The following is a 16,161-nucleotide window of genomic DNA, read 5'->3' on the forward strand; positions in this document are numbered from 1 at the left end:
CAAAGAGCGAACTAACGGTACAAACCAGACGCGCTGTTGACTGCGCAAGGTAGGCATTCCCAAAAGAGTGAGGACTACGCCGAATGACACGAACGAACCAAAGCTGCCGATCGTGCGAAACGCGACTAACGCTGCGTGGAAGTCGTCAGTATAAGCAGGAATTGTCTAAGTCCGCTTTATGAAGGTGATATCTATTCTCAAGCGGTTGTGCTGCCTTAGAAAATAGCGCTTGAGAATCTGAACAAATTGCAACGTTTAAGGTGGGAAGCTTAACGTTAATGTGCAAATAGGCACACTTTTTTGCAATAATGTGAATTGGCCCAGCAAATTCGAACAGATTGCTAAGATGTATCCAACCTTGAAGACAGGATACACAAATGACGAAGAGACGCAGGTTTTCAGATAAGTTCAAAGTTACGGTGGCGCTCGAAGCGCTGCGTGGTGACAAGACCGCGCAAGAAATAGCAGCGAAGCGCAAGGTTCATCAGACCCAGGTGACGACATGGAGACGGCAGGCCCCTGATGGGCTGACAGACGTATTTTCCGACAATGCTAGGCGAGCGGAAGACGACGAGGCTGAAGTCAAGGAGCTGCATGCGAAGAATGGAAAGCTGCCGTTTACGCGCCCGAACCATGTTTGGTTCGGCGACATTACCTACATTCTAGTGCGCCGTGGGGTCTTGTTCCTGGTGGCAATCATGGACTGGGCGACGCGCAAAGCACTGTCAGGGCCGCTGTCGAACACGCTGGACACCAGTTTTGTGTCGAGGCCTTGCAAGAGGCTATCGCAGAATACGGGAAGCCCGAGATTATGAATACTGATCAAGGACCGCAGTTCACAGGTGCAGCCTGGATCACCACTTTGACTGAGGCAGACATCAAAAAATCGATGGGTGGGCGTGGCCGTTACCTCGACAACATCTTCATCGAACGGTTGTGGCGATCACTCAAACAGAAAGCCGTCTATCCGCGCGAATTGCAGGACGGGCTCCAATCCAAACGCATCGTGAAAGACTGGATCAGGTTCTACAACTCGGAGCGACCCCACACGGCCCTCGACACACGATCACCTGACTGCGCATTCTTGCAACACGCAAGGAGCTCAAAAGGCGGCATGAAACCAAACCAATTATAACTTAGCTAAGCCGCAAAACTGTTCGAGAAGATGGGACCACTTCAATTTGGTTGGTTTCATTTTGTGGCGTGCTGGCGAAATGGAAAGCTTTGTGTCTGTTTGATTAGCTTTTGAATTCTTGAACGAGTTCAATCAGGGTGCTGACGACATCAAGCTCTAAAGAAGATCGCCGGACGTAACCGCCAATAGGAAACCTATCCATTGTTGGATTAAGATCGACCAAACGAATGCCCCGTTGGCCGTAAGTTTGTGCCAGCTGGGTTGCGGCTGGTGTGATGAAATCACCGTCTGCGACTAGGTCTAAGCAAAACTCAAAGCTTGTTGTAACAACTTTAAACTCGGGGGAAGTCAGCCCATGGCGTATAAAGAATGTATCAACCATGCGGGTGGTAAGCGGGTCCTCTGAGTAGATGACCCACGGGTATTCCAAAAGCTGAGCGATGGATTGCGGTTTCTTTTGAGCGAGCGGATGACTTTCGTGAACCAAGGCCCCAAGGTCAACCGTTGTGACTGGAAAGGTGAAAAGTTCGTCTTCGTTTGGGTTGTCAGCCAGGGCTCCAAAAACAACATCCAATTCACCATTCATAAGGAACGGAAGGTTGCGCATGTGGACGTCGACCCGGAAGTCGAGCTTTAGGTCGGGGAACTTTTCGCGCAGTTTTTGATAGAGCGGGCGAATGAAATAGCTGCGTACAAATGGCCCCGCACCGATGCGAATGGTTTCTATTTGCCCGGTTTTGCAGGCATCAACGGCCTCTTTCGCCTGTAAATACTGCCGTTGAATACGCTTTGCATGGGCATATAAAGTGTGTCCCAACTCGGTGGGTTCCATGCCATGCGGGAGCCTTTGAAATAGCTGTCCGCCAAACTCATATTCCAAAGATTTCAATCGCTTAGTCAGCGACGGTTGCGCAAGCCCAATCTTGTTGGCTGCAGAGGTCAAATTGCCTGTTTCAACAACCTGAATAAAGGCCCAAAGGTTTTTATCAATAGCCAAAAGTAATACCTAATCCCCCAAAAAGCGATTATACTTTATACCAACAAAGTTCTAATTTTTCTATAGGAATCGAACACGCCGGTTCTTGGGGGACGGAGCCAAAACTCGGCGATCATTCCTTTTAAAAAAGGTTTTAGCCAAGCCATAGTTCGGCGAAAGGCTATCTAGTTTGTTTGTTGGGAGGACAACATGAAACTGAATTTGACGACAGCGGCCTGCGCTGCTCTGGTGACATATGCGACAGCAGCGACTGCGGCAGATGTCAAACTTAGGTATGCGATTTGGGATCAATCCCAGGCACCGACTTTGCAGAAAATTATCGACGCCTACGAGGCACACAATCCTGATATTGACGTCGAGTTGCAGGTGACACCTTGGGGTAAATATTGGACCAAGCTGCAAACCGAAGCGGGCAATGGTAACTTGCCAGACGTTTTCTGGATGAACCCATTTAACTTCCCGCTTTATGCGTCGAATGGTGTGGTTTTGCCGATTGACGATTTGGCAGAAAAATCCGGTTTTGATGTCGAAGTGATCCCACCGGTGATGCGCAATATCTATTCTTATGAAGGTGAACTGTTCTCTTTGCCTAATAATCGGGATGCAATTGTGGTTTGGTATAACAAGTCGATCTTTGAAGCGGCCGGGGTTGCCGAGCCCGTTGCCGGCTGGACCTGGGCAGACTTCCAAGATATGGCCGCGGCACTGACGGATTCAGACAATGGTGTTTGGGGAACCGCTGCATATTTGAATTTCCGTCAGGTTTGGATCAATACGATTCACCAAGCGGGTGGTTCTATTCTGTCTGAAGATGAGCAAACGGCATTGTGGAATACTGAGGCGGCCGCCGCAGGTGTGAAATACTGGGCAGAAATTGCGCAAGCAGGATCGTCGCCAACTGTTGAGCAGCTTTCTGATACTGACCAATACAGCATGTTCCTGTCAGGAAAGTTGGGCATGATTTATGCAGGATCTTGGTTGGGTGTCGGCTTTGCTGAATCTGAACTGGCCGCGAAAGGCGACATTGGTGTCGCAGTTTTACCCAAAGGTCCCATTAACGGTGCCGCGTCGACGTCGTCCTTGGGTAATATGATTGGTGCTTCTACAAAGTATGTAGATCAAGCCTATGATTTTGTTGAGTTTATGGGGTCTAAGGAAGCGGCTGCGATTTATACTAGCGGCGGCATCGCATTGTCTGCCTATCCTGAGTTTGACAAGAACTTTACCGCGTATTACGCGGATAAGTTTGATGCGACGCCGATCTCTGATCAAATTGGAGATGTCTTTGGACTGCCACGTTCTTTCAACTCACCTGAGTGGTTGAAGCTACAAAATCCAGAGATCGCACCGATCTTTAAGGGCCGTGTTTCGGTTGAAGAAGGCTTGGCTGATTTGCAAAAGGCAATGCAAGCTGCCTTGGACCGCGAATAACTCATGACATCGGTAACTAAACACTCCCAGCGCCCGGCCACTGCCGGGCGCACTCTTCGGGGGCGGTTCCATTTGTCGGAACGGACCCGAGAGGCCTTTACGGGGTATCTTTTGATCCTGCCTTTGTTCTTTGGTGTGACGATCCTGTTTTTCTATCCGATTGCGCGATCTTTTGAGCTTTCGTTTATGAAAACCGGCATCTTTAGCGGCGAAACATTCGTGGGCTTGGATCAATACAAACGTCTTTTTAATGATCCACAAATGTGGGTCGCGACGCGCAATACGTTCTTGTATGCCGCTGTCGCTTTGCTTGAAATTCCCTTGGCCGTGTTTTTTGCAACCTTGTTGCACTCAAAGAACCTGCGGTTTTTATCTGGCTACCGTGTTCTATTCTTTCTTCCTGTTGTGACGCTGCCCTCTGCGATCGGTATGATCTGGGCGCTGATGTACAACGGTGATTTCGGCATTGTTAACCATATCACAGGTGTTTTTGGAGCACCGAAAATCTCATGGCTGACAACGCCTTATGTCGTCATCATCGCGGTTGCTTTTGTGGGCATCTGGATGGGCCTTGGCCGTAGTATCATTCTTGTTTTGGCGGGGTTGCAAACCGTGCCAAAGGAGCTGCACGAAGCGGCAGAAATTGACGGGGCAGGCCCCGTTCGGCAGTTCTTTGATGTGACGCTGCCGATGATATCACCGACGGTGTTTTTGGTTGCAGTGTTAAACGTCATCGCTTCGATGCAGGTGTTTGATTTGATTTTCATCATGATCAACCCTGACACAAACCCAATCTACAGAGATGCGCAAACGCTTGTGGTCTATTTCTATGAGATCGGTTTCATCGACTCTAACCGCGGATTTGCGGCGGCGATCAGCATTATTCTTCTTGTGATCATTATGGCCATCACTGGCCTGCAATTCTGGCTTCAGCGCAGGTGGGTGAATTATGACCGCTAAATCTCGCAGTCAATCCGATAAACACAGGTTGATGCTTGTGCATGCGATCCTGATTATGGGATCGGCAGTTATGGTTTTTCCATTCATTTGGCAAATCATGACCAGCTTCAAAACATCGCCAGAGGCGCTTTTGGTGCCGCCAAAGCTATTGCCTGCGGCCTTTCAGTTTAGCGCTTATGAACGTGTTTTTGCCCGTATTCCGTTTTGGGACATGTTCTATGTTTCTGTTTGGTCTGTTGGCGTGCGCACAATTGCGCAGGTTATCTTTTGTTCGATGGCGGGTTATGCCTTTGCGCGGCTGCGCTTTCCGTTCCGCAATACACTTTTCATCATGTTGCTGGCTATCATGATGGTGCCGCGCGAGATTTATTTGCTGCCACAAACCGAAATCATGAAGGCTTTGGGGTTGCTGGATACCATTGCCGCTTTGACCGCGCCGGGGCTATTTAGCGCCTTTGGAACATTCTTGATGCGCCAGTTCTTCTTGACGCTTCCTATGTCACTGGAAGAAGCCGCGCGAATTGATGGTGCAAGCCGCATACGGATTTTCTTTGAAATCATGTTGCCACTGGCAAAGCCCGGCATGGTGGCGCTGGCAATCTTTACCGCGCTTTGGTCCTGGAATGAACTTCTATGGCCCATCGTTGTGAACTCTGATCCATCAAAGTTGAACCTTGCGGCGGGTATTTCCAGCCTTGCAGGGACGCGAACAATCGACTTTCCGATGATGATGGCAGGGTCGTTGATGGCGCAGTTACCGATGATCTTATTGTTCATTGTTTTGCAAAAACGCTTTGTTGAAGGCATTGCAACGTCGGGGCTAAAGGGATGAATAAAAATCCAAATATTCTGATCTTTATGACCGATCAGCAGAATGGGCGCACGATCTCTGGCCAAAGCCATCACCGTGCCAAGACCCCCCATTTGGACGCATACCGTCAAAAGGCGGTGTCCTTTATCAATGCCTTTTCGCCGTCACCGCATTGTTGTCCATCGCGGGTTAGCTTTTTTACCGGGCGATATCCATCAGAACATGGTGTTTGGAATAACGTGAATGTTTCCAACGCGTTGACCCGTGGGCCACGTGACAAAACCCCCTTTTGGTCAAACGACCTAAGGGCTGCGGGCTATGACCTTGCCTTTGCTGGGAAATGGCATGTTAGCAATTGGCAAACCCCGTCAGATTACGGTTGGCAAGAGCTTTTGGTGACATCGCCGGGCTTTGGAAGTGGGCTGTCGCTTGAGGCGCAGCGCGAAGAAGCGCGCAGTCGTGAGTTAAGTGTTTTTGAGGGGCATGAGCCACATACTGGTTCGCGTCGTCCGGGCGAGGTTATTCGCCCCGGTTGGCCGGGGTATTTGCATTATGGCACCGCGCAAGATCCATTTGGTGATGGTCAAGTCGTCGAGAGTGCAATCCATCACATGCGCAGCAAGCTTGCCAACAAAGCTGATCCCTGGTGCATGTATGTTGGCACGTTGGGACCACATGACCCTTATACGCCACCCCAAGAGTTTTTGGATTTGTATGATCCTGCGGACATCTCATTGCCACCTAGTTTCAATGATACTATGGATGATAAACCGGGGCTGTATTCGCGCACGCGAGATAGATTTGATCAGCTGACACAAGACGAGCACCGCGAGGCATTGCGGCACTACTTGGCATTCTGCAGCTATGAAGATGCTCTGTTCGGACGATTGTTAACGACCCTAGAAAAGACCGGGCAGGCCGAAGATACGATTGTTTTGTATCTGTCAGATCATGGTGATTATGCTGCAGAGCATGGGCTTTGGGGCAAGGGGTTACCGTCGTTTCAGTCTGCCTATCGTGTTCCACTGGTAATTGGCGGACCAAATGTTGTCAGGGCTCGTCAGGGCCAGGTATGTGAGCGTCCTACGTCGCTAGTGGAGTTAGGCGAAACCATCAAAGAGCTGGCTGGTGTGTCTGCTCAATCGCAGGAACTAACGCAGTTTTTGACCCAAGCTGATCCCTTGGTCACATCACAAAGCGACGTTTTTTTTCAGTCAAACGGAAACGAAGCTTATGGCGTTCAACGGGCTGTCATGAGTGATGGCTGGAAGTTGGTTTACAACATGTTTGACCATGACGAGCTTTATAATCTGAACGACGACCCGGACGAGGTGCTTAACCTGCTTGTAAAGCCTAAAGGCCAACGTGAGTTGGGCCGTGGGCCACTGGATGTTATTCCGAAGGACCTGCATTCGGTAGTCGAAGCGCTTTACAAGAAGCTTTGGACTTTTGGGCTTTCGCATAATGATGAAAATATCAACGACTACATTCTGACGGCTCTTGCGCCATTTGGCCCAGGTATTGCCCAAAGAGTTTCGTCAACCAAGGGAAATGGGACCTGAAATGTCTGAAATTCGAATTTCCGCCTTGAAAAAGAACTATGACGATGTCGAAGTGATCCATGGGATTGATGTTGACATCAAGGATGGTGAATTCGCCGTTCTTGTTGGGCCATCTGGTTGTGGGAAATCCACATTGCTGCGCATGATTGCGGGTCTCGAGGACGTCAGCTCGGGTGTAATTTCTATTGGCGATACTGTGGTAAATGACCTTGCGCCACGGGAGCGAAATATCGCGATGGTGTTTCAAAACTACGCGCTTTATCCGCATATGACTGTGGCCGAAAACATGGGCTATGCGCTAAAGATCAAGCGTATACCAAAACCCGAAATTGCCATTGCAGTGAAAGAAGCTGCCGAAATTTTGGGCTTGGAAAACTTGCTGGGACGTCGTCCAGGGCAGTTGTCAGGTGGGCAACGTCAAAGGGTTGCGATGGGGCGCGCGATTGTACGCGCACCAGAGGTGTTTTTGTTTGATGAACCTTTATCAAATCTAGATGCCAAACTGCGGGTGAAAATGCGTGGTGAAATCAAGACGTTGCATCAGCGTTTGGGCACAACCATCGTCTATGTGACGCACGATCAAATCGAAGCCATGACCATGGCCGATAAGATAATTGTGCTTGATGGCGGTCATATTTCTCAAATGGGCACGCCGCTTGAGCTGTATGATCATCCGGCGAACAAGTTTGTGGCGACATTCATTGGGTCGCCCTCGATGAACATCCTTCCGGCGACGGTCATTGATAATAGTTCGCTGCGCTTGGCAGATGGGCAGGTTTTGGCGCTGTCCAATACTTTGAGCGCGGGCACAGAGTTGGAATTGGGCATCCGGCCAGAGCACATGCATCTTGCGGCGGATGGGTTGAACGCCAAGGTCACGTTGATCGAGCCAACGGGTGCTGAGACGATGATCTCTGCGTCTTTGGCGGGGCAGCCTGTGCTCCTTACCGTTTCTGACAGAGTTTTGATCGGTCCGGGTGACATGACGTCGATTACAATTGAACCAGAAAACACGCACTTATTTGATCCTCAGACAGGACACAAATTATCCTAAACGCTCCTGCAATGGGTGATCTCCCCTTCGTTGCTGGAGTGATAAGAGGCACCGGTTCTGAGATTACGGTGCCTCTTTTATAGTGGGGATTGGAGGAGGGATCAGACGGTATCCATATTTTTTGACTAGGAAGATTCTGACCAATGTTTGATGATATGCTGGAGAAGTCTTTGCCTGAAGGGCTCGTTTTACGTGGGAAAGCTGAGGAGCAGGCCAAAGGTGCAGATCTTGGCCAGTTACATTTTCTATAACCGCCAACGCTGCACTGATTTAGCAATGGTATAAAGGGCAAGGGTATTATGTGATTGGCTGTGGGGGATTAGAGGTCGATGTTCTTTTCTCGGGTTTGCGTGGGGCAGGCGTGCTGAGGAATTCATAAACCAGCTCAATGATCCACGGCCCCTACACTTTGCACAGGGGTGGCAATGCCCGGACGCTTGCGAACGGAATGGCGCGTTAACGAGCGCTTGGGGAGGCACAATCTGCGGAATGTCCAGTATGGTACTTCCAGCTAAGGGCCTGTAAGCTGATGAAGTTTTTCTACGCGCGAAAACAAATGGGGTTTGAGCCGCTAAGCCAGTGATTTTTATGGCACATGCAATATATCAATTGTAAATTTTTATGACTTTTGTTAAGTTGTTGTGGCCATTCGGCAAGCTAATATCCAAATCCCACGGAGGAATATGATGAATATCATCATGGTACTTGTTGATAGTTTAAACAAAGATTGCCTCACCACTTATAATCCCAAAACAAATTGTCGTGCGCCTAATGTGCAAAAGCTTGCTGACCGTGGGCATGTTTTTGACGGTCATTTTGTTGGCAGTCTGCCGTGCATGCCCGCGCGCCGTGAAATCATGTCGGGGCGCAAAGAATTCTTGTGGCGCCCTTGGGGCGGCATGGAAGTTTTTGATCCGCGCATGCCCAAAGAGATCGCCAAGACAGGTATGAATACGGCGATGGTTACAGATCATTATCATTATTGGGAAGAAGAGGCGAATGGCTATATGCAGGGCTTTCAGAACCTGCAACTGGTACGTGGGCATGAAGTTGACGGCTGGAAAGTGCCCGATGCTAACGTTGAAGATCCGCCTTGGGTGAAAAATGTCATGAAATACCGGGCAGCAGAACACATTCGTCAATACGCGGCCAATGTCAAAGATTTCAAAGGTGAGAAAGATTACTTCGCACCTAAAGTGTTTCAAGGTGCCATGGATTGGTTGGATGACAACGCCGACAAAGGCCCGTTCTTTTTACAGGTCGAATGCTTTGATGTGCATGAACCGTTTGAAGTGCCCGAGCCCTATGCATCTATGTACACAGATGGCGACAAAAATGATTTCAATATTTGGCCGCCTTATCAAGTTTATGAGGATCTGGAGCGTTTCATGAACGAAACCTCTTCTGAAGAGCTCGATTTTCTTAAGTCTCAATACATGGGTAAGGTCACCATGATGGACACTTGGCTAGGCAAGTTCATGGCGAAAATGGATGAGATGGACCTCTGGGACGAGACAATGGTGGTGTTTACCACTGATCATGGGCACGACTTGGGCGAGCGCAGAGCTTTTGGCAAGCAATTCCCTCATTATGACAGCCATGCCAATATCCCAATGATCGTTTGGCATCCCAAACATCAGGGCAAAGGGAAACGGGTCGCTGGGTTAACGCAAACTGTCGATCTATTCGCAACATTGATTGAAGCGGCAGGAGGGGAGATCCCCAAGGCCAATCGTCATGCAAAATCGTTTTTGCCGATGGTGACAGAAAACGCAGATAGTCCGCACGATGCATTGTCTTACGGGACATTTGGGCAGGGTTTATGCGTCACGGATGGTTCGTACACTCTTTTCAGGGCTCCAGTCGAAGGCAAACCGCTTTTCACTTATTCAACGGCGATTTTTCGGCCTCTGATTGTTGATAATCCGGTGGATGGTCGCGTTGGCAAGCCGCCTGAAACGCCAGCGGAGCAGGGTATGTTTGATCCATCGGTTGACCTGCCGCTTTGGAAAACACCGATCAAAATTGACCCGCGCACCTATGATTGCTTCCTATATGATCGCGTCAATGATCCAGGACAGGTTGAAAATTTGTGGCAAAGCGATCCGGAGCAGAAAAAACGGATGCTTGGCTTGGCCCGCAAACTGATGGATGATGAAGGGTATCCGGAGGAACAGCTGGATCGTTTGGGTATGACTGATGCTGACCTCGAAGCGGCATAAACAACTTGGGGCCTAGCAGGCCCCTTTCCACCTAGAAAATTGTTTTTTAAACAGAAAAGCCGCGTTCGATAAACGAGCGCGGCTTTGGTTTGGCGAGAAAGTTCGGCTTTTTACAGAGCTTCGGCCTTCACCAGGGAGTGAACGTCTTCGACTCGGGCAGAGTCGAGGTTTTCTTCAGAAATACCGAATTCCTGCCCCATCAGGTCTTCGATACCCCGCACCATTGCCAAAGCATCCAGGCCATAGTAGCGCATGAGATAAGGTCGTGATCCGCCATGGGCATAGGTGTCATTGAGGCCCAAGCGCACCAAACGTTTGCCGACACCTGCATCTGCCATGGTTTCAGCGACTAAGGATCCGATGCCGCCTTCTGTTACATGGTTTTCTAAAGTGACAACACCATGTTTGACCGAGCCAATGTGGTCGAGCAATGCCTTGGAATCAAATGGTTTAATCGTATGAAGGTGCAAGTGCCGAATAGAAAGGCCAGCGTTTGCCAAGGCAGAACGCGCGCGCATCGCTTCTTCGGTGCATATGCCCGATGTCACGACCAGGATGTCATCACCGGTCGACAATTCACGCATTTCGCCAACTTTGATCGGTGTTTCAAACAATCGTGGGACTGACCCTCGCAAAACCCGACACCAAACCGGGCCATCAATGCTGTCGGCTGCTTCACAAATGCTCTCGACTTCGGTCGCGTCACCCGTCTCAAGGATTGTCATGTTTGGGATGGATCGCATGACGCTTATGTCTTCGATTGACTGATGGGTCATGCCGCCTGGTGTTGTCACGCCCGGTAGAAAGCCCATTAATCGCACTTTGCGGCGCGGATAAGCGATTGACGCCATGAGCTGATCATAAGGGCGTCGATACATGAACACACCGAATGTGTGGATAAAAGGACGGAAGCCGGCCAATCCCAAACCGCCAGCGAAGCTGAGCATATTTTGTTCGGCCATGCCCAATGACATGAATTGTTCTGGGTGTCGGTCACGAAAGCCGTCGATCTCGCAAGACGAGGTTAGGTCGGCTGACATGCACAAGATATCAGAATTCCCAGCAGCAAACTTCTCAAAAGCTGATGCGTAAGGGCGGGATACCATTTCTACCATGATCGATGCCTCCTTAATGTGTATAGTCAATTGGTTCGACGCCAAGATCTTTGGCAATCGATGAATTCATGCGAGAGCGTTCATCCTCGGATTTAAAACGCACGTAGTGCAGACGGGGGAATCTCTCTTCCAAGATCGACATAGAGTGGAAAGGGTTTGTGCGCGCCAAAATGACTAGTGGCTTGCCGTCATGCTTTTCCTGCACAGCGTCACGCATAGCATTGACGTCGTGACCATCAATTTCGATGCAAGCTGCTCCGAAGTTTAGGAATTTGCTCCTGATGTCACCAACTTCCATCACACTTGACATTGCGCCGTCACATTGCTGATCGTTGACATCCATAATGGCAAAAAGATTGTCGATACCATGATGTGAAGCCGCCTGAACCGCCTCCCACGTTTGACCTTCTTGGACTTCGCCGTCGGACATAAAAACCCATGTGCGACCTGGTTCGCCGCGCAGGCGACGCCCGTAAGCCAATCCAGCACCGGTCGAAAGGCCGATACCCAAAGTACCATTGTGAACTTCCATGCCAGGCGAATGTTCTGCGCCAATCATTTCGACACTGGAGCCATCTTTGTTAAACATTTCAAGGCCTTCTGGGGCCATCCGTCCAGTCTCGATCAATGTCGCATAGGCCACGAGAGCATAATGCGCAGGCGCAATAAACAAGCGATCAAATTCGGGGGTCGCGGGTCCATTGTATCCTGCACCGGTGTGGTAATCTGGGTTAGAGGGGGACGGGACGCCTTCGAAGGGCTTGGGGATCATTGGCAATGTTGGGGCACCAAGCTTGAGCTCCTCATTGTATAGCCAGGCAAGTTGCTCTCCGGCGGAGCAGGCCTGTGACAGGTAGCCACCATTGTTGCGCATTGAATGCTCAAAAACGCGACGTCGTATTCCCAACGCAACTTCTTCTGTGGTCTTTTCATTGCGCATTGCGCGGACCTCCTCATAGAAATGATGAATTTGTTGTTGTTCATTGAGGTATCATATGACACAATATTTTACAAATGTAAAAGTGGAAAGCATATGACTTTGGCGAAATACCCAGCCTTAGACAAAATGACGGTAGCCCACTGGGGCGCTTATTGCGTGCGTGACAAGACGCAAGGCGAAGTGTTGTCAGATAACCCAGAAGATAGCGCGCCGTCTTTAATTGGCACCGGATGGCTAAGTGCTTGTCTTGATGCTTCGGTGCGCATTCAAAAGCCAGCAATCCGTAAAGGTTGGCTGGAAGGGGATCATGGCGAGAAACGTTGTGACGATTCGTATGTAGAAGTCAGCTGGTCGGATGCTATCCGATATGCTGGGGACGAAATTGCGCGCGTGATTGATATGCATGGCAACAAATTCATTTACGGGGGGTCATATGGTTGGGCCAGCGCAGGCCGTTTTCATCACAGCCAATCTCAACTTCGACGATTTCTAAATTTGACGGGCGGCTATGTGGCGGCGCGTGACACCTATTCGCACGCAGCCGCCGAAGTAATATTTCCTCACATTCTAGGCATGAGCAACAAGCAAGTGGAGGAAGGGCTAACAAGTTGGCCTTTGATCGCTGAACACTGTGAACTGTTTCTGGCTTTTGGTGGCGTTTCTGGTCGCACGGCGCAGATTGCGTCAGGTGGGACTTGGGATCACGAGGTCGAAAATTGGTTACAACATGGTGCCGATAACGGCATGCAAACAATCTGCGTTTCCCCACTCAAATCTGATTTAAATGCAGTGCAAAACACAGAATGGCTCTCAATTCGTCCAAATACCGACGTTGCCTTGATCCTCGCTCTTTCTTACGAGCTCATCCAGAATAATTGGCATGACCAAGGATTTTTGGACCAATACACTTCCGGGTTTTCTCAATTCAAAGCATATGTAATAGGCCATTCTGATGGTGTTCAAAAAACACCTGAATGGGCGGCCACGATCTGTGATGTTTCGCCTAGCGTTATCCACGATCTGGCGAAAAGGCTCTCACAGAGCCGCACTATGGTTTCTGTCGCATGGGGTCCCCAGCGCGCTGACCACGGAGAACAAGTGGTTTGGGCTGCGCTTGCATTGGCCTGTTTGCTTGGACAGATCGGGCAACCGGGTGTTGGGTTTGGATTTGGATATGGATCAACAACTCCTCCTGGGCGCCCCAAACGGTTTATTAGTTGGCCATCGGTGCCGCAGGGTAAGAATAAAGTTAAAGACTTCATTCCCGTAGCACGCCTGTCTGACATGCTGTTATCGCCCGGACAACCTTATACTTATGACGGCGAAACACGGATCTATCCAGATATTAAGCTGGTATATTGGTGTGGTGGAAATCCATTTCACCATCACCAAGATCTGAACCGATTGGAGCAGGCCTGGCAGCAACCAGAAACGGTTATTGTGCACGATCACAGCTGGACCGCGACTGCCAAGCGCGCTGACATCGTCCTGCCCGCGACAATGGCACTGGAACGCGAAGACATATTCATCAATCGTCGCGATCCAAACCTGGTCGCGATGCGGCAAGCAGTAGATCCATTTGGTGAGGCTAAGAATGACTTTGAAATATTGAGAGATCTTTCAAGACACATGGGATTTGAAAAGGCATTCACCGACGGCAAAACTGAATCGCAATGGCAAGAAGAGATCTGGAACAATTGCCGGATAACTGCGCGCGAAAACGGATTTTCTTTACCTGTGTTTCAAGATTTCCTCGCGGAAGGGCGCGCAACGGTGCCACAAAACGCGCAGACACGGGTACTATTGGATGAGTTTGTCAAAGATCCAGATCAAAAGTCTCTAAAAACTGAAAGCGGGAAAATCAGCTTGTTCAGTGACAAAATCGCCCAGTTGAAGCTGAGTGACTGTCCGGGCCATCCTTGTTGGATTGAACCGGTGGAATGGTTGGGGCAAGCGTTAGATGGCGCGCTGCATTTGATCTCAAACCAACCTGCCACCCGCCTGCACAGCCAGCTTGACAACGGAATAACCAGTCGCGACAGCAAAGTTAAAGACCGCGAAGTCTGCACGTTACATCCAGCGAGGGCGCAAGACCTTGGGGTGTCTGATGATGATATCATTAAAGTATTCAACGACCGTGGCGCTTGTCTGGCAGCGGTTTCAACGTGCGACCAAATGCGTGCCGATTGCATTGTTCTTCCGACGGGCGCGTGGCTTGATATTCAGGATACCACACAAGGGCGCATGGATGTGCATGGCAATCCAAATATGCTGACTGTGGACAAAGGCGCTTCGGGTCTGACGCAAGGCAATATCAGTCATACTGCGCTGGTTTGGATCGAAAAATGGACGGGTCCTTTGCCAGATGTCAAAGCGTTTCAAGCACCGTCATTCACCAAGTTAGGGAGTTAGATGTCAGACGATATTTCACGGCAAAAACTTTGGTTGGGCATCGATGTTGGCACAACAGCTGTCAAGGCAGCTGCATATTCCGCTGATGGTGTTTGCAGGGCCTTTAGCGATGCGCCCAGTCAAGTTGCAGCAACACGTGCAGGTCACTCAGAGCAAGATATGGACGGTGTGTGCAACAGCGTTTTTGCTGCAATTCGCGATGTGGCGTCGCAAGTCGATGCCGACATGATCCAAAGCGTTGGCATAGCTGCGCAAGGGGACGGGTTTTGGGCCATTGATGCCCATGGCAAGCCGGCTCGAAATGCTGTTCTCTGGAACGACACCCGGGCGTCTACGGTGTTATCTGCCCTTTCGCAGAAAGATAGCGCTAAAATTGCACGTGCTTGTCATACTTCAATTTGGCCGGGCACATCTGGTGCAATTTATAGTTGGCTTAAACAATTCGCACCTGAAGATACGGGGCGCGTCGAAAAAGTGATGCATTGTGCTGGTTGGATTGGCTTTAACCTGACCGGTAAAGCAGCTGTTGACTTTTCTGACGCCTCGATTCCGTTTTTGGATATCAAGACACGAGTTTACTCGAGCGCAGCAATCCGTGCTCTTAGGGCGGAGGATTTGCAGCATAAATTGCTTGCACCACAATCCGCAGAGACTTTGTTAGGGTCAGTGACAAACGAAGCTGCAGCGCACACTGGATTGCGCGTGGGAACAGCTGTTTCCGTGGGAACATTAGATCTGTCGGCGATGATCGTCGGTATGGGGATGGATCAACCCGGCGACACAATGATGATTTTGGGTACAACTGCTGTGGTCAATATACTGACTAACAACATAACGCCTTCTGATCACCCAGTTGGCGCAACGGTTCTGCATGCAAATGGAAAGATCTTTACGCGCGTTCTGGCTCCAACCACTGGGGCAGCTGCCTTTGATTGGTTTTGTGGCTTGCATCCACAAACCTTGGGCGGCGAGACCTCTGCCGAAATTGCTGGCAAGTTAAATGCTTTAGCGCGAAACGTACCACCTGGAGCTAACGGGGTTACCTTCCTCCCGCATTTGAACGGAGAACGCGCGCCCTTTGTTGCACCGGAAGCCTCCGGTGCGTTTTTTGGTCTGCGTGCGGTCAATACCAAAGCAGATATGGGGCGAGCGGTGATGGAAGGTACTGCCTTTAGCTTGCGTCATTGCTATATTGCAGAGCGTGGGCATCTGCCAAAGATGCCAATTCGGCTGACCGGCGGCGGTTCTAAGAACGCGCTTTGGTGCCAGATCATTGCTGACATTATGCAGACCCCGATCGAAGTTACTGCGGCCTCTGACCATGGGCTTTGGGGTGCGGCGTGTCTTGGGGCTGCGGCCCGGTCGCAATCCAGCGCCTGCACACTTGCCCGGCGACATGAAAGAACCACAACCTATTCACCAAACCGAGAAAATGCGGCGCTCTACGACGCTGCATTTGAAACATATCTTACCCTCTCCCAAGCGTGCCAAGCACTGTGGGTGCAATGATAAAGGATCGAAG

Annotated in this window: 11 protein-coding genes and 1 pseudogene; 9 read left to right on the forward strand and 3 right to left on the reverse strand. The window is 50.1% G+C overall.

From position 1 onward, the window contains the following. Positions 1-377: 377 nt before the first annotated feature. Positions 378-1,135 (forward strand): annotated as a pseudogene (locus ABXG94_RS00005) (IS3 family transposase). 103 nt (positions 1,136-1,238) lie between these two features. Here ABXG94_RS00005 and ABXG94_RS00010 read toward each other — a convergent pair. Continuing rightward, on the reverse strand, positions 1,239-2,132 hold the full coding sequence (locus ABXG94_RS00010; protein ID WP_353531596.1) for a LysR family transcriptional regulator: 894 nt from the start codon (positions 2,130-2,132) through the stop codon (positions 1,239-1,241). Positions 2,133-2,321: 189 nt separating this feature from the next. Here ABXG94_RS00010 and ABXG94_RS00015 point away from each other — a divergent pair, with 189 nt between their 5' ends. The 6 genes from ABXG94_RS00015 (at position 2,322) to ABXG94_RS00040 (ending at position 10,172) form a co-directional block, all read left to right on the forward strand. Then, positions 2,322-3,563 (forward strand): ABC transporter substrate-binding protein, encoded by a 1,242-nt coding sequence (locus tag ABXG94_RS00015; RefSeq protein WP_353531597.1) that lies wholly within the window; start codon positions 2,322-2,324, stop codon positions 3,561-3,563. Positions 3,564-3,566: 3 nt separating this feature from the next. After that, positions 3,567-4,523: a carbohydrate ABC transporter permease gene (locus ABXG94_RS00020; protein WP_353531598.1), complete on the forward strand. Its 957-nt coding sequence runs from the start codon at positions 3,567-3,569 to the stop codon at positions 4,521-4,523. Beyond that, positions 4,513-5,355: a carbohydrate ABC transporter permease gene (locus ABXG94_RS00025; RefSeq protein WP_353531599.1), complete on the forward strand. Its 843-nt coding sequence runs from the start codon at positions 4,513-4,515 to the stop codon at positions 5,353-5,355. Before ABXG94_RS00020 ends, ABXG94_RS00025 begins: the two co-directional genes overlap by 11 nt. Next, on the forward strand, positions 5,352-6,896 hold the full coding sequence (locus tag ABXG94_RS00030) for a sulfatase-like hydrolase/transferase (RefSeq protein WP_353531600.1): 1,545 nt from the start codon (positions 5,352-5,354) through the stop codon (positions 6,894-6,896). The genes ABXG94_RS00025 and ABXG94_RS00030 overlap by 4 nt, the downstream gene beginning before the upstream one ends. A 1-nt stretch (position 6,897) precedes the next feature. Then, the gene (locus tag ABXG94_RS00035) at positions 6,898-7,950 is read left to right on the forward strand and encodes an ABC transporter ATP-binding protein (protein WP_353531601.1); all 1,053 of its coding nucleotides are present in this window, start codon (positions 6,898-6,900) and stop codon (positions 7,948-7,950) included. A 686-nt stretch (positions 7,951-8,636) separates the two neighbouring features. Continuing rightward, positions 8,637-10,172 carry a sulfatase gene (locus ABXG94_RS00040; protein WP_353531602.1) on the forward strand — a complete coding sequence of 512 codons (1,536 nt, stop codon included), beginning with the start codon at positions 8,637-8,639 and terminating at the stop codon, positions 10,170-10,172. A gap of 110 nt (positions 10,173-10,282) precedes the next feature. Here ABXG94_RS00040 and ABXG94_RS00045 read toward each other — a convergent pair whose 3' ends face one another. Beyond that, complete coding sequence (locus ABXG94_RS00045; protein WP_353531603.1) at positions 10,283-11,287, reverse strand: transketolase family protein; 1,005 nt, start codon at positions 11,285-11,287, stop codon at positions 10,283-10,285. A gap of 13 nt (positions 11,288-11,300) precedes the next feature. Further along, on the reverse strand, positions 11,301-12,227 hold the full coding sequence (locus ABXG94_RS00050; RefSeq protein WP_353531604.1) for a transketolase: 927 nt from the start codon (positions 12,225-12,227) through the stop codon (positions 11,301-11,303). A 93-nt stretch (positions 12,228-12,320) separates the two neighbouring features. Between ABXG94_RS00050 and ABXG94_RS00055 the strand changes: the two genes are divergently transcribed. Both ABXG94_RS00055 and ABXG94_RS00060 read left to right on the forward strand, forming a co-directional pair. Next, complete coding sequence (locus tag ABXG94_RS00055; protein ID WP_353531605.1) at positions 12,321-14,639, forward strand: molybdopterin-dependent oxidoreductase; 2,319 nt, start codon at positions 12,321-12,323, stop codon at positions 14,637-14,639. After that, on the forward strand, positions 14,640-16,148 hold the full coding sequence (locus ABXG94_RS00060; RefSeq protein WP_353531606.1) for an FGGY-family carbohydrate kinase: 1,509 nt from the start codon (positions 14,640-14,642) through the stop codon (positions 16,146-16,148). It begins immediately after the preceding gene. The last annotated feature ends 13 nt before the right edge of the window (positions 16,149-16,161 follow it).

This window comes from Cognatishimia sp. WU-CL00825, assembly GCF_040364665.1.
Classification (GTDB): domain Bacteria; phylum Pseudomonadota; class Alphaproteobacteria; order Rhodobacterales; family Rhodobacteraceae; genus Cognatishimia.